Annotated in this window: 28 protein-coding genes; 2 read left to right on the top strand and 26 right to left on the bottom strand. The window is 43.6% G+C overall.

What is annotated here, in order from left to right:
- Positions 1 to 13: 13 nt before the first annotated feature.
- From GLV98_RS00880 to GLV98_RS00780, 21 genes are all read right to left on the bottom strand, one after another.
- Positions 14 to 613 carry a hypothetical protein gene (locus GLV98_RS00880; protein WP_160911154.1) on the bottom strand — a complete coding sequence of 200 codons (600 nt, stop codon included), beginning with the start codon at positions 611 to 613 and terminating at the stop codon, positions 14 to 16.
- Between the two features lie 705 nt (positions 614 to 1,318).
- The gene (locus GLV98_RS00875) at positions 1,319 to 2,197 is read right to left on the bottom strand and encodes a polyprenyl synthetase family protein (RefSeq protein WP_337193691.1); all 879 of its coding nucleotides are present in this window, start codon (positions 2,195 to 2,197) and stop codon (positions 1,319 to 1,321) included.
- A gap of 3 nt (positions 2,198 to 2,200) precedes the next feature.
- Entirely contained in the window at positions 2,201 to 2,437 is a 237-nt protein-coding gene (locus GLV98_RS00870) for an exodeoxyribonuclease VII small subunit (RefSeq protein ID WP_089651772.1), read from the bottom strand.
- Positions 2,427 to 3,779 carry an exodeoxyribonuclease VII large subunit gene (gene xseA / locus GLV98_RS00865; protein ID WP_160911152.1) on the bottom strand — a complete coding sequence of 451 codons (1,353 nt, stop codon included), beginning with the start codon at positions 3,777 to 3,779 and terminating at the stop codon, positions 2,427 to 2,429. Before xseA ends, GLV98_RS00870 begins: the two co-directional genes overlap by 11 nt.
- Positions 3,780 to 3,790: 11 nt before the next feature.
- Positions 3,791 to 4,642, bottom strand: coding sequence for a bifunctional methylenetetrahydrofolate dehydrogenase/methenyltetrahydrofolate cyclohydrolase FolD (gene folD, locus GLV98_RS00860; protein ID WP_160911150.1), 852 nt, complete (start codon positions 4,640 to 4,642; stop codon positions 3,791 to 3,793).
- A gap of 22 nt (positions 4,643 to 4,664) precedes the next feature.
- Positions 4,665 to 5,042: a transcription antitermination factor NusB gene (nusB, locus tag GLV98_RS00855; protein WP_160911147.1), complete on the bottom strand. Its 378-nt coding sequence runs from the start codon at positions 5,040 to 5,042 to the stop codon at positions 4,665 to 4,667.
- Positions 5,043 to 5,201: 159 nt separating this feature from the next.
- Positions 5,202 to 5,606: an Asp23/Gls24 family envelope stress response protein gene (locus GLV98_RS00850; RefSeq protein WP_160911145.1), complete on the bottom strand. Its 405-nt coding sequence runs from the start codon at positions 5,604 to 5,606 to the stop codon at positions 5,202 to 5,204.
- A 15-nt stretch (positions 5,607 to 5,621) separates the two neighbouring features.
- Positions 5,622 to 6,980, bottom strand: a complete 1,359-nt coding sequence (accC, locus tag GLV98_RS00845; protein WP_160911143.1) for an acetyl-CoA carboxylase biotin carboxylase subunit — start codon at positions 6,978 to 6,980, stop codon at positions 5,622 to 5,624.
- 16 nt (positions 6,981 to 6,996) lie between these two features.
- Complete coding sequence (accB, locus tag GLV98_RS00840) at positions 6,997 to 7,506, bottom strand: acetyl-CoA carboxylase biotin carboxyl carrier protein (RefSeq protein ID WP_160911141.1); 510 nt, start codon at positions 7,504 to 7,506, stop codon at positions 6,997 to 6,999.
- Between the two features lie 760 nt (positions 7,507 to 8,266).
- Positions 8,267 to 8,818, bottom strand: a complete 552-nt coding sequence (locus tag GLV98_RS00835; RefSeq protein ID WP_160911139.1) for a SpoIIIAH-like family protein — start codon at positions 8,816 to 8,818, stop codon at positions 8,267 to 8,269.
- Between the two features lie 12 nt (positions 8,819 to 8,830).
- Positions 8,831 to 9,460, bottom strand: coding sequence for a stage III sporulation protein AG (gene spoIIIAG, locus GLV98_RS00830; RefSeq protein ID WP_160911137.1), 630 nt, complete (start codon positions 9,458 to 9,460; stop codon positions 8,831 to 8,833).
- The gene (spoIIIAF, locus tag GLV98_RS00825) at positions 9,453 to 10,055 is read right to left on the bottom strand and encodes a stage III sporulation protein AF (RefSeq protein WP_160911135.1); all 603 of its coding nucleotides are present in this window, start codon (positions 10,053 to 10,055) and stop codon (positions 9,453 to 9,455) included. Before spoIIIAF ends, spoIIIAG begins: the two co-directional genes overlap by 8 nt.
- A 10-nt stretch (positions 10,056 to 10,065) precedes the next feature.
- On the bottom strand, positions 10,066 to 11,238 hold the full coding sequence (gene spoIIIAE, locus GLV98_RS00820; RefSeq protein WP_160911133.1) for a stage III sporulation protein AE: 1,173 nt from the start codon (positions 11,236 to 11,238) through the stop codon (positions 10,066 to 10,068).
- 19 nt (positions 11,239 to 11,257) lie between these two features.
- Positions 11,258 to 11,650, bottom strand: a complete 393-nt coding sequence (gene spoIIIAD, locus GLV98_RS00815; protein WP_160911131.1) for a stage III sporulation protein AD — start codon at positions 11,648 to 11,650, stop codon at positions 11,258 to 11,260.
- A 3-nt stretch (positions 11,651 to 11,653) separates the two neighbouring features.
- Entirely contained in the window at positions 11,654 to 11,860 is a 207-nt protein-coding gene (spoIIIAC, locus tag GLV98_RS00810; protein ID WP_008637060.1) for a stage III sporulation protein AC, read from the bottom strand.
- Between the two features lie 49 nt (positions 11,861 to 11,909).
- The gene (gene spoIIIAB / locus GLV98_RS00805) at positions 11,910 to 12,419 is read right to left on the bottom strand and encodes a stage III sporulation protein SpoIIIAB (RefSeq protein WP_160911129.1); all 510 of its coding nucleotides are present in this window, start codon (positions 12,417 to 12,419) and stop codon (positions 11,910 to 11,912) included.
- Positions 12,364 to 13,341 (bottom strand): stage III sporulation protein AA, encoded by a 978-nt coding sequence (gene spoIIIAA / locus GLV98_RS00800; protein ID WP_160911127.1) that lies wholly within the window; start codon positions 13,339 to 13,341, stop codon positions 12,364 to 12,366. Before spoIIIAA ends, spoIIIAB begins: the two co-directional genes overlap by 56 nt.
- A gap of 718 nt (positions 13,342 to 14,059) precedes the next feature.
- Positions 14,060 to 14,623 (bottom strand): elongation factor P, encoded by a 564-nt coding sequence (gene efp, locus GLV98_RS00795; protein WP_160911125.1) that lies wholly within the window; start codon positions 14,621 to 14,623, stop codon positions 14,060 to 14,062.
- An 18-nt stretch (positions 14,624 to 14,641) separates the two neighbouring features.
- Positions 14,642 to 15,703, bottom strand: a complete 1,062-nt coding sequence (locus GLV98_RS00790) for a M24 family metallopeptidase (RefSeq protein ID WP_160911123.1) — start codon at positions 15,701 to 15,703, stop codon at positions 14,642 to 14,644.
- Complete coding sequence (aroQ, locus tag GLV98_RS00785) at positions 15,700 to 16,161, bottom strand: type II 3-dehydroquinate dehydratase (RefSeq protein WP_160911120.1); 462 nt, start codon at positions 16,159 to 16,161, stop codon at positions 15,700 to 15,702. Before aroQ ends, GLV98_RS00790 begins: the two co-directional genes overlap by 4 nt.
- A gap of 45 nt (positions 16,162 to 16,206) precedes the next feature.
- On the bottom strand, positions 16,207 to 16,722 hold the full coding sequence (locus GLV98_RS00780) for a YqhR family membrane protein (protein ID WP_160911118.1): 516 nt from the start codon (positions 16,720 to 16,722) through the stop codon (positions 16,207 to 16,209).
- A gap of 345 nt (positions 16,723 to 17,067) precedes the next feature.
- Between GLV98_RS00780 and GLV98_RS00775 the strand changes: the two genes are divergently transcribed.
- Positions 17,068 to 17,475 (top strand): SA1362 family protein, encoded by a 408-nt coding sequence (locus GLV98_RS00775; RefSeq protein ID WP_160911116.1) that lies wholly within the window; start codon positions 17,068 to 17,070, stop codon positions 17,473 to 17,475.
- Positions 17,476 to 17,516: 41 nt separating this feature from the next.
- Here the strand turns inward: GLV98_RS00775 and GLV98_RS00770 are convergent, their stop codons facing one another.
- The 3 genes from GLV98_RS00770 to GLV98_RS00760 form a co-directional block, all read right to left on the bottom strand.
- Positions 17,517 to 18,404 (bottom strand): patatin-like phospholipase family protein, encoded by an 888-nt coding sequence (locus tag GLV98_RS00770; RefSeq protein ID WP_160911114.1) that lies wholly within the window; start codon positions 18,402 to 18,404, stop codon positions 17,517 to 17,519.
- 262 nt (positions 18,405 to 18,666) lie between these two features.
- Complete coding sequence (mntR, locus tag GLV98_RS00765; RefSeq protein WP_160911112.1) at positions 18,667 to 19,098, bottom strand: transcriptional regulator MntR; 432 nt, start codon at positions 19,096 to 19,098, stop codon at positions 18,667 to 18,669.
- A 245-nt stretch (positions 19,099 to 19,343) separates the two neighbouring features.
- On the bottom strand, positions 19,344 to 21,917 hold the full coding sequence (locus tag GLV98_RS00760) for a vitamin B12-dependent ribonucleotide reductase (protein WP_160911110.1): 2,574 nt from the start codon (positions 21,915 to 21,917) through the stop codon (positions 19,344 to 19,346).
- 372 nt (positions 21,918 to 22,289) lie between these two features.
- Between GLV98_RS00760 and GLV98_RS00755 the strand changes: the two genes are divergently transcribed.
- Positions 22,290 to 22,670, top strand: coding sequence for a rhodanese-like domain-containing protein (locus GLV98_RS00755; RefSeq protein ID WP_160911108.1), 381 nt, complete (start codon positions 22,290 to 22,292; stop codon positions 22,668 to 22,670).
- 119 nt (positions 22,671 to 22,789) lie between these two features.
- Here GLV98_RS00755 and gcvPB read toward each other — a convergent pair whose 3' ends face one another.
- The gene (gene gcvPB / locus GLV98_RS00750) at positions 22,790 to 24,253 is read right to left on the bottom strand and encodes an aminomethyl-transferring glycine dehydrogenase subunit GcvPB (protein WP_160911105.1); all 1,464 of its coding nucleotides are present in this window, start codon (positions 24,251 to 24,253) and stop codon (positions 22,790 to 22,792) included.
- On the bottom strand, positions 24,246 to 25,595 hold the full coding sequence (gcvPA, locus tag GLV98_RS00745; protein ID WP_160911103.1) for an aminomethyl-transferring glycine dehydrogenase subunit GcvPA: 1,350 nt from the start codon (positions 25,593 to 25,595) through the stop codon (positions 24,246 to 24,248). Before gcvPA ends, gcvPB begins: the two co-directional genes overlap by 8 nt.
- Positions 25,596 to 25,597: the final 2 nt, after the last annotated feature.

Raw genomic sequence — 25,597 nt, 5'->3', positions numbered from 1 at the left:
GACCCCCTTGTATTTATCTTGATTTTTTAGTGGAAGACGGTGCACTTGTTACTATTCTTACTTTCAGCCGCTTTTCTAACCATGAAATGACCTTTGCAGCGAAGAAAATGATATCTGTGGACTTATTAATGGCAAAAAATTTACCAAGGGCTTTTCCACCGACAGTAAGTGCAGCCACAATACTTGTCAGGATCACAGATATGACAATTTGAACCGTTGATCCGTCACTATAGCCGAAGTTGTTGGCCAATTGGATGACCACAACTGCAGACGCCGTACCACTAACTATACCAGATATATCCCCTATTACGTCATTACAGAAACTTGCGAATCGATCCGCGTTTCTGACAATAGCAATCGCTTCTTTCGCTCCGTTCACTTTTTCAGACGCCATCGCATGGAAAGGCTGCTCTTGGGCAGCTGTGGCAGCAATGCCGAGCATATCAAAGATGACACCCGTAAAGACGATAAGGAATACAATGACGAGGCCGATGATCCATACGACTCCACTTAATACGGAAGAAGATATAACTGAAAAAATAGCCGCTAACACGAATGTGATAACGGCGATACTCAAACTGAATTTTAAAGATTTTTTTAATTTGTTATCCATATATACCCTCTATATCACTTAATTGACGTGTCTTATGTAAGGAAAGGAATGGTCATGATTCAAGTAAAAATTGCGGCTTAGGTCTAGTAGGTTTTCCCAGTCGAGTACCGAATGTCACCATTCTGGCGGTTCCCCTTTAAACTCGACTCAGCCCCGTCTCCGGCAGCTGGACTAGATTGCCACTTAGTCCGCACTATAATTCCTAAATCATGTCCTGGGAACAGTCTAGGGGATTTCCCCGACAGCCTTTAGCCGTTCCTTAGCCTCTTTTGCAGTTCTGATTTCATATAGTTTCCGCATCAGCACCTCAGTGGCCATCTGAAGCTGCGTGATGTTCAATGACTATAATCCCCTCAAGAACCACTCAAGGCAGGCTACGCTGCGCATATAGATGTTACTCCATATGCTGCAGGTTCATACCCCATTTCATAACAGCACCTGGCTCAGGTACCGTTACAAGAATGGGCCTCCGCGGAAGCAGGGTCAACGCCCACATGCCTTTGTGGATCGCCCTGCGACCTTAACTCCCAGCATCGACCCAAGGCTGGGCGCCTCAAGCCAACACAAGGAACTTCATCGATGTGCCCTTCGGCGGATTTTTAGGCCCGCCTTCAGGAACGGAGGGCCGACTAGAATACTGCACCATTCCTTTTGTAATCATAATATATCACATTTTGTCACGTGGCTCAATCGAAATCGTTCCGTTCAATGGTCACGGGTGCTCAAATAGTGAATGAGCTCAGAAAGAGTGGTTCCCTCTACTCCTGCATTTTTCAGAGCCTGTTGAGCCTTATGAACGTATTTGTCTTTTTGAGCGATGGCTCCCTCTAACCCTAGAAGCTGGGGATACGTACTTTTATGGTTGCCCACATCACTTCCTGCAGGCTTCCCGATGACCTCTGAGTCTCCTGTGATGTCCAGGATGTCATCTTGGATTTGGAATAAGAGTCCAAGTGCTTCAGCCATCTCAGTCATTTCTTCCATAACCCTTTCTGAAGCTCCACCTAAATAGGTTCCTGCAAGGATAGAGAACCTCAATAATTGCCCTGTCTTATTCCTGTGAATATTTTCAAGGGTTTCTAAAGAAACTTGAGTACCTTCGCTCAGCATATCCTGCATCTGCCCTTCAACCATGCCTCTAGCGCCGCTGGCTTTCGTCAATTCACGGACTAAAAAAACACGTTCAGCATCACTTAAAGCAGCATCTTCCGTAATCACCTGGGAACTAAGCGTCAATAATGCATCTCCTGCAAGAATTGCGGTAGCTTCATCGAAACGCTTATGGTTCGTCGGTTTGCCTCTTCTTAAATCATCATCGTCCATGGCAGGTAGGTCGTCATGGATCAAGGAATAAGTATGGACCATTTCGAGGGCTGATGCGACTCCCATCACTTTCTCTACAGGAACACGAAAAGCTTGAGCAGTCGCCATTAATAGGATTGGGCGCAACCTTTTTCCTCCAGCATGAATGGAATATAACATGGAATCCTGAAGACGTCCTGGCACCGTATAATCGCGGACAAGCATTTCCAGTTGCTGATTGATTCGTTGTTTTTTTTCTGTAAGATAGTCAGTTAAATGCACCGATCAGTCTTCCTCCTGGACAGAGAACGGTTCCAACTCTCCGTGTTCATTCATAATTTGTTGCATTTGAGTCTCCACATTCCCTAGTTTTTCACTGCAAAGCTTGGAAAGTTTCATCCCCTCCTGGTAATACTGAATCGCTTTTTCCAAGGGAACCTCTCCTGTTTCCAACTTCTCTACAATTTCTTCAAGCTGTTTCATTGCTTCCTCAAAACTGATGGTTTCCTGCTTATCTGTCATTTTCATCCTCCTTTACATCCATTACGTGACAATCAACCATCCCGTCTTGCATTTTCAAGGAGAGGGATTGCCCTTTCGTAATATTAGAAGTACTTTTTATGACATCTCCAGCTGAATCAAAGGGAACAGCGAAGCCCCGCTTCATAATGTCTAAAGGGTTGACTAAGGTCAATTTATCGACATTCGTATAGAACCGTTCCTTTTTCTGCTGAAGAAGGGATTCAAAACGCTTCTGCAACTGTTTCGTTTGACGCTCCAAAGATTCTGCGCCTTCTTTAATCTTCAATTCCGGCCCTTGCTGTCGTAACCTTCGAGACATGTTCCCCCAATGAACGTGGCTCGCTTGATGAAGATGCTTCATTTGGATCGCCATACGTTCGATGACCCGATCCAAGTCTTGCTCTTTTTGCTTCATCATTTGTTCAGGATATTTAAAAGCATAGGACTTTTTCAGACGTTCCAATTGCTGCTTGGCCTCTGTCTTTTTCACTTCCATTACCCTGTGGAGGCGATGATCCATCGACTTGACCTGATCCCTCAACTCTACAATGGATGGAACGGCAATTTCAGCAGCTCCTGTCGGTGTTGCTGCCCTTACATCTGCTACAAAATCACTGATGGTCGTGTCTGTTTCATGACCCACGGCTGAGATAACGGGTATTGCAGATTCCGCGATCGCTCTTGCAACCACCTCTTCGTTAAAACCCCATAGATCTTCAATAGAACCGCCGCCCCTACCAACAATCAAAACATCAACATCCATTTTTTCGTTCGCATACTGAATGGCATTGACTACAGAAGAAGCCGCCCGCTCGCCCTGCACGAGAACAGGAAGAACTGTGACTGGCACAATCGGATAGCGCCTTTTTATAGTAGTCATAATGTCTCGTACAGCTGCTCCTGTAGGAGACGTAATGACACCAATATGCTTGGGGTATGTAGGAAGAGGCTTTTTACGTTCAAGAGAGAACAAGCCCTCTTTTTCCAATCTTTCCTTCAATTGTTCAAAGGCATAGTAAAGAGCTCCGATACCGTCCGGTTGCATTTCTTTGATATACAGTTGATATTGTCCCATGGGTTCGTAAACGTTGATTTCCCCTTTGACGAGGACGTTCATTCCATTCTCAGGTACAAACTTCAGGGAACGATTATTCCCGGCAAACATGACGGACTGAATTCTTGCCTGGTCATCTTTTAAGGAGAGGTACATATGCCCACGACTGTGGTGTTTGAAATTCGAAATTTCTCCTCTCAACCATACCGTTTTCAAATGCGGATCCCCTGAAAGTTTACGCTTGATGTACTTCGTTAGTGCCGTAACACTCAAGTACTGATCCTGCATACCCATCCTCCTTACTGATTATGAATTCGCTTGGCCGCTTTAATCGTATTATGGAGGAGCATGGTAATTGTCATCGGACCTACACCTTTAGGAACGGGAGTGATATGGGAAGCTACTTCTTTTGCAGAATCAAAGTCCACATCCCCTGTCAGCTTACCATCTACACGGTTAACTCCAACATCAATCACAACCGCACCTTCTTTGATATCTTCACCCGAGATCAAGGAAGGTTTACCCGCAGCTACGATAAGAATATCTGCCTGCTTCGTATGCGACTGCATATCTTTTGTACGTGAGTGACAATGAGTAACGGTTGCGTTCTCGTTAAGCAACAATTGACCTACTGGTTTCCCTACCAAATTACTACGGCCGATGATCACCACATGCTTTCCTTCAAGCGTAATGTCTGCACGTTTAAGCATGACGAGTATTCCATAAGGTGTACATGGGAAAAAGGTGTCCTGACCTGTCATCATTTTTCCAACATTTGCCGGATGAAATCCATCAACATCCTTATCTGGATGGATAGCTTCAATGATCTTTTGGTCAGAAATATGGTCAGGCACTGGTAATTGAACAAGTATTCCGTGTACAGTGGGATCCTGATTCAATTTTTCGATCAAATCCAGCAGTTCCCGTTCAGAAGTTTCTACAGGTAATTCAATGAGATCAGAATCCATACCGACTTTCTCAGAAGCGCGTTGCTTCCCTTTTACATAAGACATCGAAGCCGGATCTTCACCCAAAATGACGACGACCAACTTCGGACGGATATCCTTTGTATGCAGTGCACTCACTTCTTCTTTCATTTCCTGACGAAGATCTTCTGCCAGTTGTTTTCCATAGATCACTTCTGCTGTCATGTCCCATTTCCCCCTTGTTTTTTTAAACCATTTTGGATAATACGCCGTTCACAAACTTACCTGATTCATCTTCCCCGAAAATTTTCGCAAGCTCAATTGCTTCGTTAATGGCTACTTGCGATGGGACGTCTTCTTTGTATTTCATTTCATAGGCAGCCATTCGCAGGACGGTCTTCTCTACCTTGGCTAACCTTGGAAACGTCCAATTGTCGAGATTATCAGAAATCCATTGATCCAATTCATCTCGATTTTGCATTACCCCATGTACGAGGTCATACAAAAACTCGTCCACTTCCTGGCCTTCGACTACATGAGCAATGGCCTCGTCGGTTTCAATATCACTCGTAATCGTTTGAAAAAGCGCCTGGAAAGCTTTTTCACGTGCTGTGCGTCGTTTCATCTTCATTCTCCTTTAAGGTAATATCCGTTAGAATAATAACATTTTAGCTTGATAAAAGCCATTGTAATCAAGTGATCCCAAAATTTTACCGCCCTTCAAACAAAAGGGCAGAGAAATAACAAAAAAATCAGAAAGGGAGCGGCCCCTTTCTGATTACTCTCACAATTCTTCTGCTTCTACTTCTTCCTCTTTCCCTGCTTCCATTTGTACGCCGACAATGTGGACATTGATTTCATTAATATCAAGTGCTGTCATGTTTTTAAGCGCTTGCCTTGTGTTGTCCTGAATCTTTTGTGCCGTGTCCGGTATGGAAATCCCATAGTCCATGACTACATAAGCATCAATTAAAATGCCATTTTCAGTGAGCTCCACCTTCACGCCTTTGCCGTGGTTTTTCTTACCCAAGCGTTCAGCTACGCCAGATGCGAAATTGCCTCTCATCGAAGCAACACCAGCCACTTCAGAAACAGCGATTCCAGCGATCACTTCAATGACTTCAGGAGCAATCTCGATGTTACCTAATGTCGATCCATCTGTCACATTCAACAATTGCTTATCACTCACAATGACCACTCCTTTTTATGATTCATCCTTCATTATAGTATATTTCTCTAAAAACTTTGTGTTAAAGTCTCCGCCAACAAATACTTCATGTTCCATCATCCGTTGGTGGAACGGAATCGTCGTATGCACTCCTTCAATGACAAACTCATCTAAGGCACGCTTCATCCTGCGAATCGCTTCATCTCTATCACGACCATACGTAATCAACTTAGCGACCATAGAGTCATAATAAGGCGGAATCATATAGCCAGGATATGCAGCTGAATCGACTCTGACACCGAGCCCTCCTGGTGGGAGATACATGTCGATTTTTCCAGCCGAAGGCATAAAGTTTTTGTGAGGGTTCTCCGCATTGATCCTACATTCAATAGACCAACCTTCGAACTCAATTTCCTCCTGCTTGAAGGAAAGTTCATTGTTATCTGCAATCAACAACATTTCTTTAATCAAGTCTACACCTGTAACCATTTCTGTAACAGGGTGTTCAACTTGGATTCTAGTGTTCATTTCCATAAAGTAGAAAGAATCATCTTCTTTATCATAGATAAACTCAACGGTACCCGCGCCTGAATAGTTGACGGCAAGAGCAGCTTTGACCGCTGCATCTCCCATTTTGGCGCGCATAGCTTCAGAAATAGCCGGAGACGGTGTCTCTTCAATCAGCTTCTGAAGGCGACGTTGAATGGTACAATCCCTTTCACCAAGGTGAACGGCGTTGCCGTGGTTGTCGGCAAGGACTTGAATTTCAACGTGACGGAAGTCTTCAATGAATTTTTCAATATAAACGCCAGGATTTCCGAAAGCCGTTTCTGCTTCCTGCTGGGTCATACGAATTCCTTTTTTCAAGTCTTCCTCATTGCGGGCTACACGAATTCCTTTTCCTCCCCCGCCTGCTGTCGCCTTGATAATGACAGGGTAACCGATCTCTTCCGCGACTTTCAAACCATCTTCTTCGTCTTTAATAATGCCCGCTGAGCCAGGAACAACAGGTACTCCTGCTTCTCTCATCGTTTCACGAGCGACGTCCTTCGTCCCCATCTTTTGGATGGCATAAGAGGAAGGTCCAATGAAAGTGATGTTGCACTCTTCACACATCTCAGCGAACTCTGCATTTTCGGAAAGAAATCCGTATCCAGGATGGATCGCATCTGTCCCCGTCAATGTCGCCACGCTCATAATGTTCGTATAATTCAAATAACTATCTTTACTGAGCGTCGGACCTACACAATACGCTTCATCAGCCATCTGAACATGCAATGCTTCTTTGTCAGCTTCGGAATAAACCGCGACCGTTTCAATCCCCATCTCTTTACAAGCGCGGATGACCCGGACAGCGATTTCTCCTCTGTTTGCTATCAGAACTTTTTTAATCAACGTCTCAAACCCCCGTTTACTTGGACTTCACGCGGAACAACGGCTGTCCATATTCCACTAATTCACCGTCTTTAACGAGAATCTCAACGATCTCCCCAGATACTTCCGCTTCAATCTCATTAAATAATTTCATCGCTTCAACGATACAGACGACGGAATCTTCTTTGACTGTGTCTCCAACTTTCACATACACATCCTCTTCAGGCGAAGGTGATGCGTAGAAAGTACCGACCATCGGTGATTTCACCTCTGCATCGTAATCCGCGTTCCCTTGAGCTTTAGGAGCTTCTTTCTCAGCTGTTTCTTCTTTGACATCTTGCTTAGGTGCTTCATCAACAGCTTCTTGTTTGGGTTCTGGTTTTGGTGGAGCTTGTACTGGTTGTTGAACTTGAACAGGCTCAGTAACTACCTGTCCCTGTGGCTTTTTCATGTGAACTTTTGTTCCATTTGCTTCGTAAGAAAACTCATCGATATTGGATTGATCAATCAACTTAATGATTTCTCTGATTTCTTGTACCTTTAGCATTTTGTGGCACCCCTCTTATGTAAAGTTACTTTTTATAAACTGGTACTAATACCTCTTCATATTCTATTATACATTACCACCTCCCTGCAACTCGCGACAAGAATAACCCCCAGTAATATTCTGACAACTATTCCATAGTAGCTTCCATTTGTGTAAGACTTAGTTTCAAGATAACCAGGGATCGTTTGCCATATAGGCATCAGGGGTGGTTGGGATGCTACTCGCTTTCATGCGGGGATGACGGCAAGCCTCCTCGATCTTCGCTCTTTGGTGTCTGTGCCAGCCAATCCATTCCCACGGGAGTCTCGCAGCTTCCCATCCACCCCATTCCATGTCAAGGAGAAACGAACCCCTTTACCAACTTGGTTTGTCTTCCACTATCCGACTGTTAGAAGCATAAAACGCTCTGTATCAAGCTTTCAGGATTCACGAACCTAGGAATGAGGCGTTTAACCTTACACTCCCATTAAGGTGGATAGCTACTTATCTTAGAGATGGTTACGAATCACTGAATATGGTAAGGGGCGGAGGGAAACGGTGAGACTCTTATGGGACGTGTGGGGCAGGCGAGACCCTACAGGACGAAGTCCGAGGAGTCTCATCCCATGCAAAGCGAACGGTTTCCCGGATCTCCTAAACGCACCCAAACATCTCGAAACTGAGTATTACACAATCCTGTCAGATGGCTAAATAATAAATGAAGGAAAACGATAAAAAAGCCTCACTCCTTTTTTGAAGGAATGAGGCTTTTGTTTTAGTTTCAGCCTGCTGGCTGGAATTGTACTTGGACTTCTTTTTGCCCGAATTCATCAGAGACCATTTGAATAATGTTGTTCGTTTCTGTTTTCGATAGCTCATCTGCTTTTACTGTAACGTGAACGACATCATCTTCCGCCCTTACTAGGACATCATCGTAGGAAGCACTAGCACGAATTGTATTTTCAATAATGGATTCTTTGGATTGATTTGCTTTGATTGTCTCCATCTTTTCTAAGGCTTCATTTTTTTCTTCTGTACTAAAGTCGCTGGAGGCGACGATTTCGGATAATTGTTCTTGAATTTGATCTCGTTGATTCTGCATATCCAGGCGGATGGCTGAGAAAAGTTCATCGGTGGAGATTTGCGAGATGACGGTACCATCGCCAGTGGTTTCTACACCCTCTTCTCCAGCAGCATCTTCGGTAATCTCTGCCCATTCATCTTCCTGTATGAAGGCCATTTCACCATTGTCCGGGGATGTCATGTAATATACACTTAGAACAATCAACAGACTCAACATTGTCAACAACCAAACCGTTTGTTTTTTAACCAAAGTAACCCCTCCTTATTGTTTAGGCAAAACAGAAATCCTGTGAGTCGGGACATCCAAAACTCTAGAGACAGCTTCCACCACCCACGCTTTCACCTGCATTTGATCGACCCCCTCGGCTGTTACGAAAACCCCGCTTACGTCCGGCTTAGATGTTTGCGTTAGCAGCGGAACTTCTCGATCGCCTTGGCGGACGAGAACTAGCTGCTGTTCTCTCGAATAATCCTCAATTTCACGTTCGCCTCCGTTCTTATCATTTTCCTTAGTGGTTTGTTTTCCGACGATTAAATTTTTATCGTACACTTTTTTATGTGTCGATGACAGATTGATCATAATGTCCACAGCACTCACCCCTTGAATGTTTTCAAGAAGAGGTTTTAGCTGTTTTTCATATTCTTTTTCCAACTGCGAAATAGAGTCCGTCATTTCAGGAGTTTGTTGAGCCGCTGCCCCTTCTCCCGATTGACTTTGGACATTTCCTTCATCGAGGGCAGGTGAAGGAGGATCGCTCGGCTGAAACCAATTGCTTGTTAAAATAATCAACACACCGATAATGCCAATAGCAATCAAATACTTCGTTTTATTCAGCTTTCTCCCCTCTTTGTTTGATAGAGGTTCCGTCAGCTTGTTCCACCATTTATTCATCCTCATCCTCCCAGCGGATAATGATTTGTTCTTTGTTCAAGTCAAGATAGTCAGCGACCCACTTTAATAATTCTGGATCTTGCTTTTCTTTTTCTGTCTCCCCTTCATCCATGACAGAGATCTCAACATCTTCGACCGACTGGGTCATTTCATCACGAGAAAGAGTGAGGGTCAGCTTGTCCAGCGTTTCCAAACTGTAGGGTTGTTGATGGAAGCTCATTTCAACATCGACGAGAACCAGGTTTTGTTCTTCTTTTAATGGTGTTTCAATTTCAGCTGCAAGAGCCTGGGTAACTTGTTCTAATTTATATGCATCTTGTCCCTCGAGTATTTCATTTTTCTTGGATTCTACATTTTCCTCAAAAACTTCTGCGTCCAATTGTTGCTGCATCGTCTGGTCTGCACGTTGGACAATACGCTCAGGATCAATATTTAAAATTTGTAAAAGTGGCCCCATAAAAATCAGTAATAGCAAAATAGACATGACCAGCCGGGCGTACTTCTTCATGACGCCAGACGGGAGAAGGGCATCAGCTACCATAGCTAATAAGAGAAACAGAACAATTTTTGTGATCCACTCAATGAGATACTCCATGTTCACCACCCTATCTGACCATCATCGTAATGTTACTCGCTGTCACCATGATGACGATGACAAGAAAGAACATCATGGAAACCATGAGTAGTGCTGCGAAAATATAAAGAATGTGCCTACTGACGACATCCATCGCTTGGATGATCGGCCCGTCCCCGAGCGGCTGAAGAAGAGCTGCTGCAATTTTATAGATGAGCGCAATGGCTAACACTTTGATAGCCGGAAATACTGCGATTCCAAGTAAGATGACGACACCGGCAATTCCTAGTGTATTCTTTAATACAAGGGAAGCCCCAAGGATTGTATCGGTAGCGTCCGTAAACAGCCTTCCAACCACGGGTACAAAATTCCCTGTAACAAAACGAGCCGTCTTCATCGTAATGCCATCCTGTACAGCGGTCACCGTCCCCTGAACAGAGATCACTCCAAGAAATATGGTTAAAAATACACCCATGATTGCCATCCCAGTTTTCCTCAGAAGTTCAGCCAGTTGGTCCACTTTATACGTCTCATTTAAACTCCCTACAATCAGTAAAAGTGCAGAGGATGCAAACAATGGGATGAGTAAATATTTAACTAACAGGCCACTGGATTGGACGAGTGCAATGATAATAGGATGGAAAAAGGAAATCGACATCAAATGACTGAAGGAGGCCATGATTCCAAGAAGAAGAGGAATCAACCCGATCATGAAGCTGCTCATCCGTTCAATGGCCCCTAATGTATATTCAATGACTTGCCGAAAACTCTCGAGAGCAAGTGTCAATAAAACCAGGTAAACCACCATGTATGCAATCTTACTTACGACAGAATTTTCGAATGCCGACTGTACCGAATGAAGCAAAGTACTGAATAGTGTTAAAAACAATAAGGAAGCAAGCAACTTTCCGTTGAGGAGAAGCTCATGAAAAAAGAACTCCAAAATTCCAGAAAACCAATCCGATGATTCTACAGAACTTTCACTTTGAATAAATTCACGAAAATTGTTGGTATGAAAACTTGGAAGATAATCCCCATACTGTTGATTTAATTGATTCCAATTTTCCTCCAACTCTTCTGTAGATACATGGTCGAGCATAGATATGTCGGCATCTGCAGGGGAGGGGGAGGGTGACGCAGCTACGATAATTGGAGAGTTCAAACAACCGATTACGATTAGGCAGCACAACAACATCCGTTTCATGGCATCCCTCCCGAGTTTCCTATGCCCCTGGAATGAAATTCAGAATGGTCTCGATCACAGCTGTCACAATCGGTATGGCAAGCATTAAAATAAACAATTTCCCTGCGAGTTCCACTTTTGAAGCCAGGGAGTTGAGTCCAGCATCTCGAATAAGTTGAGCTCCAAACTCTGCAATATAGGCAATGCCGATAATCTTCAAAATCGTTTTGAAGTACACAGGTTCAACCTGAGCCTTTCCTGCCATGTAAGACAATAGCGCAAAGATATGCCTGACCTGATCAAGAATAGTTAAGAACAGGATGATGACCGTGAATAAAAGGAGAAGAAAAGCGACCGAAGATTTGTGTTCCTTCAAGAGTAAAATCAATAGGGCCGCAACTAATCCTAAGGAAACAATTTGAATAATATCCATGGGTTACCCCTGGTAGAGAAAAACAGACTTGATTTGTTGAAACAGATCGGCGAGCCTGTGGAGGACGATAAATAATACAATGATGAAACCCGTCAATGTTACAGCCTGGGCGATCTCTTCTTTTCCCATCTGTTTCAGGATGCTATGGATCATCGCGACAATAATACCTACACCAGCTATTTGGAATAATATCGTTGCATCTTGGAGCACAATGTCTCTTCCCCCTTTTGTAAAATCCATAAATCCCTTGCTTAAAGTCCTAAATGATTAAAATAATGACGAGCAGTCCGCTTAATATCCCCATCCCTTTCGCCATCTTCTGATATTGATCACCGACTTCCAGTGCATCATGCAGTTCGCGATCCAGGTGATGAATGGTAAGCTGGATCTGCTTTTGCTGCTGTTCCAGATCGTGCTGTCCAAGCGTCCTGCCAAACTGCAACAGGATCTCAAATTCGTTTTTCGACATCGCGTTCAGCGACCAGTGTTTCTTTAACTGCTTGGACCATAAGGAATAAAAGTCATCCCAGACTCCATTTTCGTTCAGGATTCCTCCAAAGAACTGGTTAATGGGTTTGGGTAAATGGGTAGATAAATTCTCACAGACTTCCAACAGGGAAGATTGTCCAAAGACCATCTCTGCTTCTATCATCTGTAAAGCATTTTTCCATTGCCGGATATGTCCAGGGCGCTTTTTGAAGCGGGAAGCCATATCAAACCCTGCCCAGGTCGTAACGGTCAATACGATGACGGCCCCGATCCATTGCATTCAATCCCCTCCCCTTGCCATGACCCAGTATTTCTCCATATTGGTCGAGTACTGTCCAACTTCTTTCTTTTTGAGACGACATCCGGTCTAAAACAATATACCGTTGAAACACTTTCTCCTCGACCAATTGTTTTGCTGAGGGACGCTTCTTCACACCCGAAAAACTTTGCCCATGAATACTGCAAATGACTTCTACTCCTGTATAAGTCGCCTCCCGGACAGCTTCCGCATCTTTATGTCCACCTATTTCATCTACAATTAACACTTCTGGTGACATGGAACGGATCATCATCATCATGCCTTCCGCTTTAGGACAAGCATCCATCACATCTGTGCGGAACCCGACATCCAGCTGAGGAACCCCCCTCATACTTGCTGCAATTTCGGAACGCTCGTCCACTATGGCGACTTTTGCAGCGCGATATCCCTCTTGATTGGATCCAATATAGCGTCCCAATTCCCGAAGGAGTGTGGTTTTCCCTGAATGCGGGGGCCCGATGACCATCGTACTCAGCCATCGCCCGGATTGATAAAGGTATGGAATGAGAGGTTCAATATTTCCGGAAGTAGCTCTAGCAACCCTGATGTTCATAAACGATATGTGCTTTAACGTTTCTACATGATCTTGATGCGTGTTCGTCTTTCCAGCCAAACCTACCCTGTGTCCACCCTCAATCGTAATAAACCCCTCTTTCAGCTCTTCTTTAAAACGGTAGAGAGAGAACTGGCTGATCTGGTTCAGGACGAAAGAGAGGTGTTCAACAGTCATCACTGCAGTCTCAATGGAATCATGACGATTATTTTCAAGAATCTCTATCGGACGACCAATCCTTAAACGGATCTCCTGCACACTCTTCCACTGGACCTCACTTTTTAAGAGATGTTGGATAGAGGGTGGAAACAAACGTATAATCTCCTTCATCCTCTCCTACTCCTTTATTAGGTTTACTTCATATGTATGTGCTTCTTACGGGCTTATGACTGTGAAATGGTATAAAACTAGAAGATTTTGAGAGAGGAACTAGAGGGGTGATAGAGCGATTGATAGAAACTACTTGCCACACCCTTTTTAAACAATATGGCAGGATTGTGGAAGACTTGATTTCGAGATGTTTCGGGGATCGTTGCTGGGGATGAGCTTCAGGGGTGGCTGGGAAGCAACTCGTCCAGCTCCATCGCCCAGACACCCCATCTGTCGTATGCGGGTAACGAACCCCTATACCGAGCGAGACTGTCTTCCACTATCCTGGTATTATATGCATGAAACGCTCTATAGCAATCTTTACACACCCAAAATAGCCACCGTTGGAGTTAGTTTTTTTTGTTTTCACTGGAATAAAAGCTGCTTATTCTGAATGTGGTTTCGAGATACTTATATGGTAAAGGGGTGAAGGGAAACAGTGAGACTCCTATGGGACGTGTGGGACAGGTGAGACCCCAAAGGACGAAGTCCGAGGAGGCTCACCGCCCGCCCCATGGAAAGCGAACTGTTTCCCGGAGCCCCTAAACGCACACAAACATCTCGAAACTGAGTCTTCCACAATCGGGAGCTATATGGAACAAGAGTTATTCGCTTTGGGGTTTCTGGATGTTTAAGACAAAAAAAGAACCTGCCCTGTTTGGACAAGTTCTTTTGAAGATCAAGAGGATGCACGGGATACGTATTTGCCGTCTGTTGTACTGATGACCAATACTTCACCTTCATTAATGAAGAATGGCACTTGAACCGTAAGGCCCGTTTCAAGCGTTGCAGGCTTCGTACCTCCGCTTGCTGTATCGCCTTTGATGCCAGGTTCTGTCTCTGTAACTTCGAGCTCGACGTTCTTCGGTAGTTCGACACCGATCGTCTCACTTTCATAAGACTGGATATGAACTTCCATGTTCTCTTTTAAATAGTTTAATTGATCCTGGATGGTAGCTGTAGGAATCTCCACCTGTTCATATGTCTCCATGTCCATGAACGCATGCATGTCACCATTCGCGTAAAGGTACTGCATCTTCCTGTTTTCAATGTGAGCACGCTCTACTTTTTCACCGCCACGGAAGGTTTTTTCCTGGATATTCCCATTGCGAAGGTTACGGAGTTTCGAACGAACAAAAGCCGCTCCTTTTCCTGGCTTCACGTGTTGGAAATCCATCACTTGCCAGATATCTCCATCCACTTCAATAGTCAGACCTGTACGAAAATCGTTTACTGAAATCATTTGACTTCCTCCTTTTAATTACAACGTGATTAATTCTTTGGTAGACTTGCTTAATCGTTCATTCCCTGTTTTCGTGACGATTGTATCATCTTCGATCCGGCAGCCGCCAACGTTCGGAACATAAATGCCCGGCTCCACTGTAACGACCATGCCTTCTTCAAGCGTGACATCGGAACGGAAGGAAAGTCCAGGACCTTCGTGGACGTCCAAGCCAATTCCATGACCTGTGGAATGACCGAAATATTCGCCATACCCTTTTTCTTTAATATAATCACGCGTCAGCGCATCCGCTTCCTTGCCGGTGATGCCTTCTTTTATTCCTTCCATACCTTTTAACTGGGCCTGTAAAACGGTATCATAGATTTCCTTTAATTGATCATTGATTTCGCCAACAGCTACTGTTCTTGTGATATCAGAACAATACCCTTTGTAAAGGGCACCAAAATCGAGCGTCACAAGCTCTCCGGATTGGATTTCTTTATCGGAAGCCACTCCGTGGGGCAGAGCTGATCGGTATCCTGATGCAACGATAATATCAAAACTTGAAGAGGTGGCCCCTTGTTTGCGCATGAAGAACTCAAGTTCATTCGATACATCGATTTCCTTCACACCAGGCTTTATGTAACCAAGAATATGTTCGAAAGCATCATCTGCAATCTTAACGGCATCCTTTAATATACTAATCTCCTCATCCGTCTTAATCAAGCGTAATTTTTCCACAAGGCCTGATGTAGGGACGAGTTCTGCCTCTAAAGCTTCTTCATATTGTTCAAAAAGGGTGTAGGTGACATGATCTTTTTCAAACCCTATCCTCTTCAAACCTAATTCTTTTGCTTTTTCGGCTACCGTTTTCGGCATAGGCGTTTTATGTTCCAGGATCTCAAACTCTTTCGCTTGCTCTGCCGCTTGTTCTGTATAACGGAAATCTGTAATTAAAACAGCTTCATCCCTCGTAACTAAAAGAGCGCCAGAAGAACCAACAAAACCTGATATATACCTTCTGTTTTTCGGACTCATAATTAAGAGACCGTCTAATTCCTTTGAAGCAATCGCTTTTCTCAAATTTGAAAGTTTACTCACGAATGATTTCTCCCTTCACTTTCTATCTTTTGGATCATCCCCAATGTCGCTAATCGGTAGCCATCGATTCCAAATCCGACCACTTGTCCTGAGCATACCGGCGCTAACATTGAGGTATGGCGGAAAGATTCCCGTTCATGGACATTTGAAATATGAATCTCGACCACAGGCTTTGAGATGGCACTGATGGCATCCCGTAAAGCGATGCTTGTGTGTGTATAAGCTGCCGGGTTAATGATGATTCCCTCAGCGCCTTCTTCCGCCCGCTGAATCCAGTCTACAAGATCCCCCTCGTGATTGGATTGAAAAGATGTGACTTCATATCCTTGGTCGGCGGCCACTTGCTCGACCAATGTCACAACATCTTCAAGAGACTTATTTCCGTACGTATCCGGCTCTCTCTTACCTAACATATTCAAATTCGGTCCATTGATTAAGAACAGTCGCTTCTTCCCCATTCACCAATCCCACCATTTCCAAAATTGTCATACACTTTAAGTTTATCATACTCTCCCTTGATTTGAATAAGAATTCACTGTCTCATTGAACTCCCTGTATTCATAGGAAATGGAATACCCGATAAATACCCCGTATAAAATAAACAAACAGCCTGTTGTAACCCATGTATCACTATTCAATTCCATAAAAGCTGGAATGGCCGGAAAGATCGGGGTCAATAGAAAATAAACGATCGCCCATAATCCGATGCCATAAAAAACTCCGGGCCACATTCCATTCCTTTTTTTCAAGAGAAGGTAGTAAATGAGTGCCGTTCCTAAAGATAAAATACCGACAATGAGAACGGCTAAAACTTCAGCAAGCCATGTACCTGTCCAATCCGTTTGCCAGAATGAACGAAAAATGAAGGATGCAGGGGACACCTCTGTAAAATTGAAATAATAAGCGATTGCCCCTAACCCACTCCATAAAATCCCTGCAGTAAAACCTGTGACTAATGCTTTTGCTATGACACTTTGCTGTGGCTCCTGTTGTCTTTGATCTTTTTGTTTTTCAGCCATCTTCATCACCTCTATTCTCATTTTAACCAACCCCAATTTTTTCATGCTCTTTTAATTGTTGGGCTAGTGATTCATACAGATTTGAGGTAAAATAGAAGTCCAACCCATTTTAATAATCTATTGTTTAAAAAAGCCCGTGTGAAGGAAAGAGTTTACTAAAATGTACTCTTTCACACTCAAAAATAAAGATGGGCCTGCATATTTTATTCTATAAAGGAAACAATCTTAAATAGCACATAATAGCCTACAAACCGCCGCACCTGATGATGAAAAGTGTTGAAATAAGGGTATAGTTCAATAACCAGATATTCATAGTCGACCACTACGAGAAGGGAGGAAAATATCATGCGTAATTGGATGACTCCTGTCATTTACACATTGATCGGTTTAGCCATCTTCTTTGTTGGCATTCAGCTGTTTACGAACACGACTGGCTTTCTCACTTCGATCGTCACGATGATTGGAATCGCCGCTCTTATTTATGGAGCCATCTACTTCTTCTTCCTCCGCAAACGCGGCTTTGGAGGAGCGGCAGGTGGAAACAAAAATGAAATGAAAAAATATAAGCAAGCGGTCAAACAATCCAAACAGAAATACAAGCAACCCACCCCTGCAATTAAGAAAAGCCCTGTAGCTAAAGCACAAACCAAAGCCTCTCCATTAGGTAGAAAAAACCGAAAACGTACAAGTGGACCACAACTTCGTGTCATTGAAGGCAATAAGAGCAAAGGAAAAAATCGAGCCACCTTTTAATGGCTCGATTTTTTCATTTCATATTTTTCGTTCATTTGAAATCATCTGCTCCACCTTCTTAAAAATTTGCTCGCATGTTCATGACCTAAATTCATCAAGGCTTCTTTTTCCTCATCACTCATATCAAAATCCGTCGTTTCCACTCCACTAACTGGAATGAAGATAATATCCTTACTCAAAGCCTTGGAAATGTACCTTGCATCATGAGCTTGCTGCATCGTTTTAAAGAGGGCGTGGAACATTTGTATTGCATTTTTGATTTTCTGTTCTGGTATTTTATCGGGTTCATCACTTAATTTCATCCCAATCACCGGTCTGGTACGGCAGCCATCTTGTTTTTCCCAAATCCACAGAGGGAAATTACTTAATACTCCACCATCTACGATAATGGATCTTCCGCGTTTTCCATGGATTTTAACTGGAATGAAAAAGTAGGGAAGTCCTGAGCTCATCCTTACCGCTTTTGCTACAGAGAAAGTTGCCGGGTCAATGCCGTAAACTTTCTTCAAATCATCAGGGATAACGACGATTCTCCCTAGTGTTAGATCAGAACATATCACCTTTAATGACCCAGGCGGCAAGTCAGCGAAAGTTCGAACACCTTTTTCCCCCAGCCACTCCTCCAGAACATTTTCCAACTGATTCCCTTTATACAGCCCCATCCGGTAATACAAAAGAAGCCATTTCATAAATGGAAACAGGCGATCCGTCAATGGAACGTCTACTAAACTAAGAAAGGAAAGATTCATGAGTCTTTCCTTCAGTTCTTTAGCTGTGTATCCGGCAGCTGTCAAACTCGCTAATATGGCTCCAGCGGATGTGCCGGCCATTCGTTTGAATGTGTATCCTTGCTCTTCCAGTTCTTCAATAGCTCCAATAAAAGCAAGGGCCTTCACACCGCCACCGGAAAAAACTCCGTCCACTTTCATCCTGCTTCACCCCACTTTACTTCATTATAAACGCGGGTTTGGCAAATTAGAACGAAAGCAAACGAATCCAAATGTAAGGATATTTATACTGCTAAATCCTGTCTTTATCTGACACATAGTACCTCCCCTAATTGAATTAAGCTTCCGCGTGTGGAATGGGGTGGTGGAAACGCAACTTTCTCGAAACGACCTAAAGAACCAAAAACATCTCGATTGTATTGGGGAAGTATAAAAAAAGACACATGGAGATCCATGCGTCCTTTTACTCATCATTCTGTTCTTCATTCTTTTTTTGTACTTCTCTTAACGAATTCACACGCTCTGGTTTCTCATCGAAATATTGAACGAGATCACCGATACGGTCGATGGAATTCCAACTCATATGGTGCTCAATGCCTTCAACATCATCATAAATGTTCTCCTGGTCAACCCCGATAATCTCTAAAAACTGCTCCAATAGTTCGTGCCGGTAAACGAGACGTTTCCCGACTTTCTTACCTTTTGGTGTTAAAATCAATCCTCGGTATTTTTCATAGTTCAAGTATTGGTCTCGATCAAGTTTTTGAACCATCTTCGTAACGGATGACGGATGCACCTGTAGATTTTCAGCAATATCAGAAACTCGTGCATATCCTTTATCTTCAATCAAAATATATATTTGTTCAATATAATCTTCCATGCTAGGTGTCGGCATGTTGAACCCCCAATACCCTGTCTTATGTACACGCCCTACACGATATGACGGACGGTTTTTATAGCATATGTTTCCACATTAAAATGATACACCAGATTCCTACCAGTGACAAGCAAGGCCTCTACTCATAATTTTCTATCCATTGTCATTTTTCAAGCACGGACACCATTATGGACAAAGCAAGGACTGGCGAAACATGTGGAAAAAAAAATAAACCGGTCGTTAGAAACGACCGGTTATTCCCCTTACAATCCGCACTTCAATTGAGCGTTACAATTCGTACAAGTATTACAACCACCTATATCCTCTACTGTTCCCTGGCGACAGACTGGACAAGTATCTCCTACTTCAGATCCGATTGTAACCTTCGTCTTGTCAAGTTCATGGATGGTATCCATAAGAACAACACGCGGCTTTTTATCTTCTACTTCGAATAGTTCTGTTTGTTCTCCTTCAAAGTCATTCTCTTCTGCTTTCAAGGATAGTACTTGACTGTCCCGACTTCCATCCACATACACGGTACCGCCTTTGGCTCCTCCACGATACAGACGTTGATACACTCTCTCCACTTCTTCTACTGTGTACCCTTTTGGAGCATTGACGGTTTTAGATATACTGCTATCTACCCAGCGCTGTATAATACACTGAGTATCCGCGTGTGCTTCCGGGCTCATAGTCATTGCGGTAATGAACCAATCCGGCAACTCATTAGGATCTTGATCTGGATGAGCATCCAAATATTCCTGAAGGATATCTGCCTTCACCTCGATAAATTTACCTAAGCGACCACTTCGGTAATAAGAGAATGAAAAGTAAGGCTCCAGTCCTGTACTTACGCCCACCATTGTTCCTGTACTTCCTGTAGGTGCAACGGTTAAGAGATGGGAGTTTCTAATTCCATACGTCAGTACATCCTGGCGTATATCTTCTGGCATTTCCTTCATATAACCGGTTTGAATAAAACGTTCGCGAAGCTCTTTCGTCTCAGCATCCGTTTTTCCTGTCAGGAATGGGAAACTTCCTTTTTCTTTCGCGAGTTCAACGGACTCACGGTATGCTGTAGTCGCAATGGCTTCAAATATTTCATCGACTAATTGATTTCCTTCTTCTGATCCATAGGTTGTCTCACAATAGATCAACAAATCGTGCAGCCCCATAACTCCAAGCCCAATTCTTCGTTCTCCCAGGGCCTGCACTTTATTTTCTTCCAAGAAATATGGAGTTGCATCAATGACATTGTCCTGCATACGAACGCCCCGACGGACCGTTTTCTTAAGCTTTTCAAAGTCGACCTGCTTACGCTCTTTATCAGCAACATTTGCCAGGTTGACAGCAGCCAAGTTACAAACCGAATAAGGGGCAAGTGGTTGTTCCCCGCAAGGATTCGTAGCGACTACCTTCTGTCCATAGGCTGTTGCATTTGTCTTCTCATTGGCATTATCAATAAAGAATATACCCGGCTCAGCCGAATACGTAGCGCAAATGTTGATGAGGTTCCATAGTTCGCTCGCTTTCACTGTACGATACGTGCGTACACCGAATCCGCGTGCTTGCCATTCACGAACATCACCACTTTGATGCCATTCTTCATTATAAATTTCCATTTCTTCTGCTGAATAATTTTCAACATCAGGGAAGCGAAGGTCATAATCAGCATCATTTTCCACGGCTTCCATAAATTCGTTCGTGATACAAACAGAGATGTTGGCTCCTGTCAGAAATTCAGAATTATGAACGGTATAATTTCCACCCAAATGAAGCTTTTCTTCCGCTTCTTGTATGCTTTGGTCTGTAAATCCACCTTGTCCTTGAATGTGCTTATAATTGACCACACTCTGGTACAAGTCTTTCTCCGTTTCCGTGAGAGGCGTAAACTTCAATTTATCTTTAGCTAACTGCTTGATCGTCTCATCTTCGGTATTCTCAATGAGGAAACGAAGGATTCTCGTATTTTGCATCTTAGATATAATAAACTCAAGGATGTCGGGATGCCAGTCAGCTAACATGATCATTTGTGCCCCGCGTCTCGATCCGCCTTGTTCAACAAGATGTGTAAGCTTCGCAATATCATCAAGCCAGGAAACTGAACCTGAAGATTTCCCATTCACTCCTCTAGCGAGCGTGTTCCGAGGGCGTAACGTCGATCCGTTTGTTCCAACTCCACCCCCACGCGACATGATTTCCATCACTTGCTTACGGTGATCCGATATCCCTTCACGGGAGTCTTGAATGTATGGCATCACATAACAATTAAAATAGGTTACGTCGGTTTGCGAACCAGCGCCGTACAAAACACGTCCGGCTGGAATGAAATTCAACTCCGATAACTCTTCATAGAAGTCATTGAAACTTTGTTGTTTCTTTTCTGAATCTGTTTCTACTTCTGAGAGCCCCGAAGCATTACGAAGGGCAATCTGCTCGTAGTAGACTTCCAGAGGTTTATCGATGGTGTCAAGGTTACGCTTGATCAATCCTGTGTTTCGTTCCTCTTCATGTTCGAGAACATTTATGAATTCATTTTCCACTCTCACAATGGCCTGGTGGGACTGCCAATCAATGGAATGGATAAACCCAAATCCTCTGGCAGGAAACTTCGGATCGTCCTTAACTGTAAGAACAACGAAATCCCCCTCTGCAAGAGTCAACTTCTCAGTATCTTTAAACGCATATCTGTCCAGCATCACAAGTCTTGAAACGCCTTTGTGCGTAATCGTCATAGATTCAGTAACCTCATGGACCTGTGGAAATTGCCTTATATCTGCATTGAGGCGTTCCACATCAATTTTCGTGTGTACATCTATGGAGGTGGTCGTCTGCATTTTGCATCTCTCCCTTTAAACTAAAAACTAAGTAAATTTTCATTTGATATAAGTAACATACCACATCTGCAAAAAGATAATCAATATATTGTGTTGTGATAATTTTCAGTCACCATATATTGTGCTGTTGAACGAATATGTAGAAACTTGTCAATCGAAAAATCTTGAGATAACAAACGTATAGCCAAGAGATTAAAAGAAAAACCTGCTCCCTATTGTTTCTTTCAGCTTTTTCATCATTTGCATCACCCAACTTTCTACAATCCTCGACAAAATAACCATTTCACTCCAGTTTCGAAAAAATTTTTTTGAAATACTCCTCATTCCCTCCTATAATAGATAGAGGAATAGAGAAATGAGGGGGATGGAAAGATGGATTTATGGATCTTAATCGCAGCGATCCTATTGATTATCGCTTTCGGTTTGTATAGATTCTTCAAAGCAAGAAAAATTATGACCACATTACCGGAAGACAAGTTCCGCGAAGGCTACAGAAAAGCCCAGTTGATTGATGTTCGCGAACCGAAGGAATTTGATGGCGGCCACATCTTAGGGGCAAGAAATATTCCATTGTCTCAAATGAAAAACCGCCTTATTGAAATCCGCAAAGACAAACCTGTTTATCTATACTGCCAAAGCGGCGCCCGTTCCGCACGTGCCGCCATGATGCTCCACAAGCAAGGGTATGAAGACCTCAATATGCTTGAAGGTGGATTCAAAAAGTGGAATGGTAAAATCAAAGCGAAAAAGTAACCACCCTCCCGGTTCCCTTAGAACCGGGATTTTATTTTTTTCTTCCCATTAAACTATCGCTCCATTTAGTTTAAGAGATAAAACCCGGAGTCCATATGTAGGTGGACTCCGGGTTTTTGTTATTGTTCTTTTTGGTATCTTAAAACAGGTTTCCGCGCAGCTTGCGTTTCATCCATACGACTCACAATCGTTGTATGAGGAGCCTCTTGAACTTTTTCAGGATCATTCTCCGCTTCGTGTGCGATTTGAATCATGCGATCAATGAAATCGTCCAGCGTTTCTTTTGATTCCGTTTCCGTCGGCTCAATCATGAGTGCCTCTTCCACATTAATCGGGAAGTAGATCGTTGGCGGGTGATAGCCGAAATCAAGGAGACGTTTCGCCATATCCAACGTGCGGACTCCCAGTTTTTTCTGGCGTTTTCCTGACAAAATGAATTCATGTTTACAATGACGGTCGAATGGAAGATCGAATGCCTCTTGAAGACGTCGCATCATGTAATTCGCATTGATGACGGCGTATTCGCTCACTTTTTTCAACCCTTCTGGTCCCATCGTTCGGATGTACGTATAGGCACGGACGTTGATTCCGAAGTTTCCATAGTAAGGTTTCACTCTTCCAATGGAATGGGGACGATCATAATCAAACACATACAGATCATTTTCCTTCGTCAAAATCGGTGCTGGTAAGTATTCAGCGAATTCTGCGGTTACTCCGACAGGACCAGACCCTGGGCCTCCGCCTCCATGAGGACCTGTAAACGTTTTGTGAAGGTTCAAGTGAACGACATCAAATCCCATGTCCCCTGGTCGTGCATAGCCAAGAATTGCGTTGAGGTTCGCTCCATCATAGTAAAGCTTACCACCAGCTTCATGCACAATGGCTGCCATTTCTTCAATATCCTCTTCAAACAAACCGAGAGTATTCGGATTGGTAAGCATTAACGCTGCTGTTTGCTCATCGACGACACGCTTCAAGTCTTCTAGGTCCACAAGACCTCTCTCATCCGACTTGACCGTTACCGCTTCAAAACCGGCGACTGTAGCTGAGGCAGGGTTCGTACCGTGAGCTGAGTCCGGTACAATGACTTTCGTCCGGTTCGTCTCTCCTCTTGCTTCATGATAAGCACGGATCATCATTAATCCCGTCCATTCTCCGTGAGCGCCGGCAGCAGGCTGTAAAGTAACGGTATCCATTCCAGTAATCGCCGCCAGAGACTCTTGCAAATCATACATCAGATGTAAGGCACCCTGGACACTTTCTACCGGCTGGTAAGGGTGGATATGACTGAATCCAGTCAGCCTCGCTACATCTTCATTCATTTTCGGATTATACTTCATTGTGCAAGACCCAAGAGGGTAGAAGCCTGAATCCACGCCATGGTTCCTTTTGGAAAGGCCTGTGTAATGGCGCATAATTTGGAGCTCACTCACTTCCGGAAGGTCTGGTTCACTTTTTCTTACATAAGCTTCTCCGATCATGTCATCGACATTTGTTTCCGGTACATCAAAATCTGGTAAGCTATAGCCCGTACGACTTTCTTGGCTCAATTCAAATATCAATGGAAAGTCCTGATTAGACATGAAGATCCCCCACTTCCTTGACAAACGTATCAATCTCTTCTTTTGTCCGGATTTCTGTTACGGCTACTAACATACAGTTCTTCAGTCTTTCATCCACCTCACCAAGGTCATATCCTCCAATGATCCCTTGATCAAGAAGCACTTGGTTGAACTCTTTCACATCTCTGTCTAATTTCACAACAATTTCGTTGAAAAATGCCCCATCAAAAACAACCTCTACGCCTTTTTCTTGGAGTTGCTTTTTCATATAGGCTGCTTTTTGAATGTTCATCCATGACATCTTTTTCAGTCCCTGTTTGCCGAGTGAAGACATCGCTACGGATGAAGCGAGCGCATTCAAGGCCTGGTTGGAACAAATGTTTGATGTGGCTTTATCACGACGGATATGCTGTTCTCTTGCCTGCAAGGTCAACACGAAGCCGCGACGGCCTTCCTCATCCACCGTCTGTCCTACGAGTCTCCCCGGAACTTTTCTCATCAATTTTTTCGTCGTTGCAAAATATCCACAGTGCGGACCACCATATTGTGCGGGTATTCCGAACACTTGAGCATCTCCGACCACGATATCGGCTCCAAATTCACCTGGAGGTGTTAAGTATCCTAATGCGAGGGGGTTGCTTGATGTAATCATCATCGCTTTTTTCTGTGTATCTACAATAGCTCTAACCTGATCCAGGGGTTCGATTTGACCGAAAAAGTTCGGGTACTGGACCACAACACTTGCCGTGTCCTCATCGAGTTCTCTTTCTAATTGCTCAAGGTCTGTTCTACCGTCCTTGTGATCAATCTCTACCACTTCGACGCCCGGACCTTTGACATAGGAATGGATAACAGCTAATGATTCAGGGTGAATCGCTTTCGATACGAGAACTTTCTTTTTCTTTGTTTGTCCCGCAGACAGGTTGACCGCCTCAGCTAATGCCGTCCCGCCATCATACATTGAAGAGTTCGCCACATCCATCCCTGTCAATTCACAAATCATCGTTTGAAATTCAAAGATTGCCTGCAGCTCACCTTGGGAAATTTCAGGCTGATAAGGAGTATAGGCCGTGTAAAATTCTGATCTTGAAATCACATGATCTACAATAGAGGGAATGTAATGGTCATAGACACCCGCTCCAAGAAAAGAGGTATGAGATTTCAAGTTCACGTTTCTCTCAGCGATTTCCGTTAATTCTTTCATTAATTGAAATTCATTTTTAGGGTCTTTAATATCCAAATCGCCTTTAAAGCGGATCGTTTCCGGTATATCTGAAAAAAGATCATCGGAGTGCTGAACACCGATCACATCCAGCATTTCTTTTTTATCTGTTTCTGTCATGGGCAAATAACGAAACTCCATGC

The sequence above is a fragment of the Halobacillus litoralis genome (assembly GCF_009856415.1).
GTDB classification, from domain to species: Bacteria; Bacillota; Bacilli; order Bacillales; family Halobacillaceae; genus Halobacillus; species Halobacillus litoralis_C.
The sequence above is the reverse complement of the archived record's forward strand: the minus strand, read 5'-3'. Positions and strand labels throughout refer to the sequence as shown.

What these genes read in the sequence shown, in the direction of transcription:
- GLV98_RS00880 (WP_160911154.1), bottom strand. Translation starts at nt 613, where the DNA reads ATGGATAACAAATTAAAAAAATCTTTAAAATTCAGTTTGAGTATCGCC.
- GLV98_RS00870 (WP_089651772.1), bottom strand. Translation starts at nt 2,437, where the DNA reads ATGACAGATAAGCAGGAAACCATCAGTTTTGAGGAAGCAATGAAACAG.
- xseA (WP_160911152.1), bottom strand. Translation starts at nt 3,779, where the DNA reads ATGCAGGATCAGTACTTGAGTGTTACGGCACTAACGAAGTACATCAAG.
- folD (WP_160911150.1), bottom strand. Translation starts at nt 4,642, where the DNA reads ATGACAGCAGAAGTGATCTATGGAAAACAACTGGCAGAAGATCTTCGT.
- nusB (WP_160911147.1), bottom strand. Translation starts at nt 5,042, where the DNA reads ATGAAACGACGCACAGCACGTGAAAAAGCTTTCCAGGCGCTTTTTCAA.
- accB (WP_160911141.1), bottom strand. Translation starts at nt 7,506, where the DNA reads ATGCTAAAGGTACAAGAAATCAGAGAAATCATTAAGTTGATTGATCAA.
- spoIIIAG (WP_160911137.1), bottom strand. Translation starts at nt 9,460, where the DNA reads ATGAATAAATGGTGGAACAAGCTGACGGAACCTCTATCAAACAAAGAG.
- spoIIIAF (WP_160911135.1), bottom strand. Translation starts at nt 10,055, where the DNA reads ATGGAGTATCTCATTGAGTGGATCACAAAAATTGTTCTGTTTCTCTTA.
- spoIIIAE (WP_160911133.1), bottom strand. Translation starts at nt 11,238, where the DNA reads ATGAAACGGATGTTGTTGTGCTGCCTAATCGTAATCGGTTGTTTGAAC.
- spoIIIAD (WP_160911131.1), bottom strand. Translation starts at nt 11,650, where the DNA reads ATGGATATTATTCAAATTGTTTCCTTAGGATTAGTTGCGGCCCTATTG.
- spoIIIAB (WP_160911129.1), bottom strand. Translation starts at nt 12,419, where the DNA reads ATGCAATGGATCGGGGCCGTCATCGTATTGACCGTTACGACCTGGGCA.
- spoIIIAA (WP_160911127.1), bottom strand. Translation starts at nt 13,341, where the DNA reads ATGAAGGAGATTATACGTTTGTTTCCACCCTCTATCCAACATCTCTTA.
- efp (WP_160911125.1), bottom strand. Translation starts at nt 14,623, where the DNA reads ATGATTTCAGTAAACGATTTTCGTACAGGTCTGACTATTGAAGTGGAT.
- aroQ (WP_160911120.1), bottom strand. Translation starts at nt 16,161, where the DNA reads ATGGGGAAGAAGCGACTGTTCTTAATCAATGGACCGAATTTGAATATG.
- GLV98_RS00780 (WP_160911118.1), bottom strand. Translation starts at nt 16,722, where the DNA reads ATGGCTGAAAAACAAAAAGATCAAAGACAACAGGAGCCACAGCAAAGT.
- GLV98_RS00775 (WP_160911116.1), top strand. Translation starts at nt 17,068, where the DNA reads ATGCGTAATTGGATGACTCCTGTCATTTACACATTGATCGGTTTAGCC.
- GLV98_RS00770 (WP_160911114.1), bottom strand. Translation starts at nt 18,404, where the DNA reads ATGAAAGTGGACGGAGTTTTTTCCGGTGGCGGTGTGAAGGCCCTTGCT.
- mntR (WP_160911112.1), bottom strand. Translation starts at nt 19,098, where the DNA reads ATGCCGACACCTAGCATGGAAGATTATATTGAACAAATATATATTTTG.
- GLV98_RS00760 (WP_160911110.1), bottom strand. Translation starts at nt 21,917, where the DNA reads ATGCAGACGACCACCTCCATAGATGTACACACGAAAATTGATGTGGAA.
- GLV98_RS00755 (WP_160911108.1), top strand. Translation starts at nt 22,290, where the DNA reads ATGGATTTATGGATCTTAATCGCAGCGATCCTATTGATTATCGCTTTC.
- gcvPB (WP_160911105.1), bottom strand. Translation starts at nt 24,253, where the DNA reads ATGTCTAATCAGGACTTTCCATTGATATTTGAATTGAGCCAAGAAAGT.
- gcvPA (WP_160911103.1), bottom strand. Translation starts at nt 25,595, where the DNA reads ATGGAGTTTCGTTATTTGCCCATGACAGAAACAGATAAAAAAGAAATG.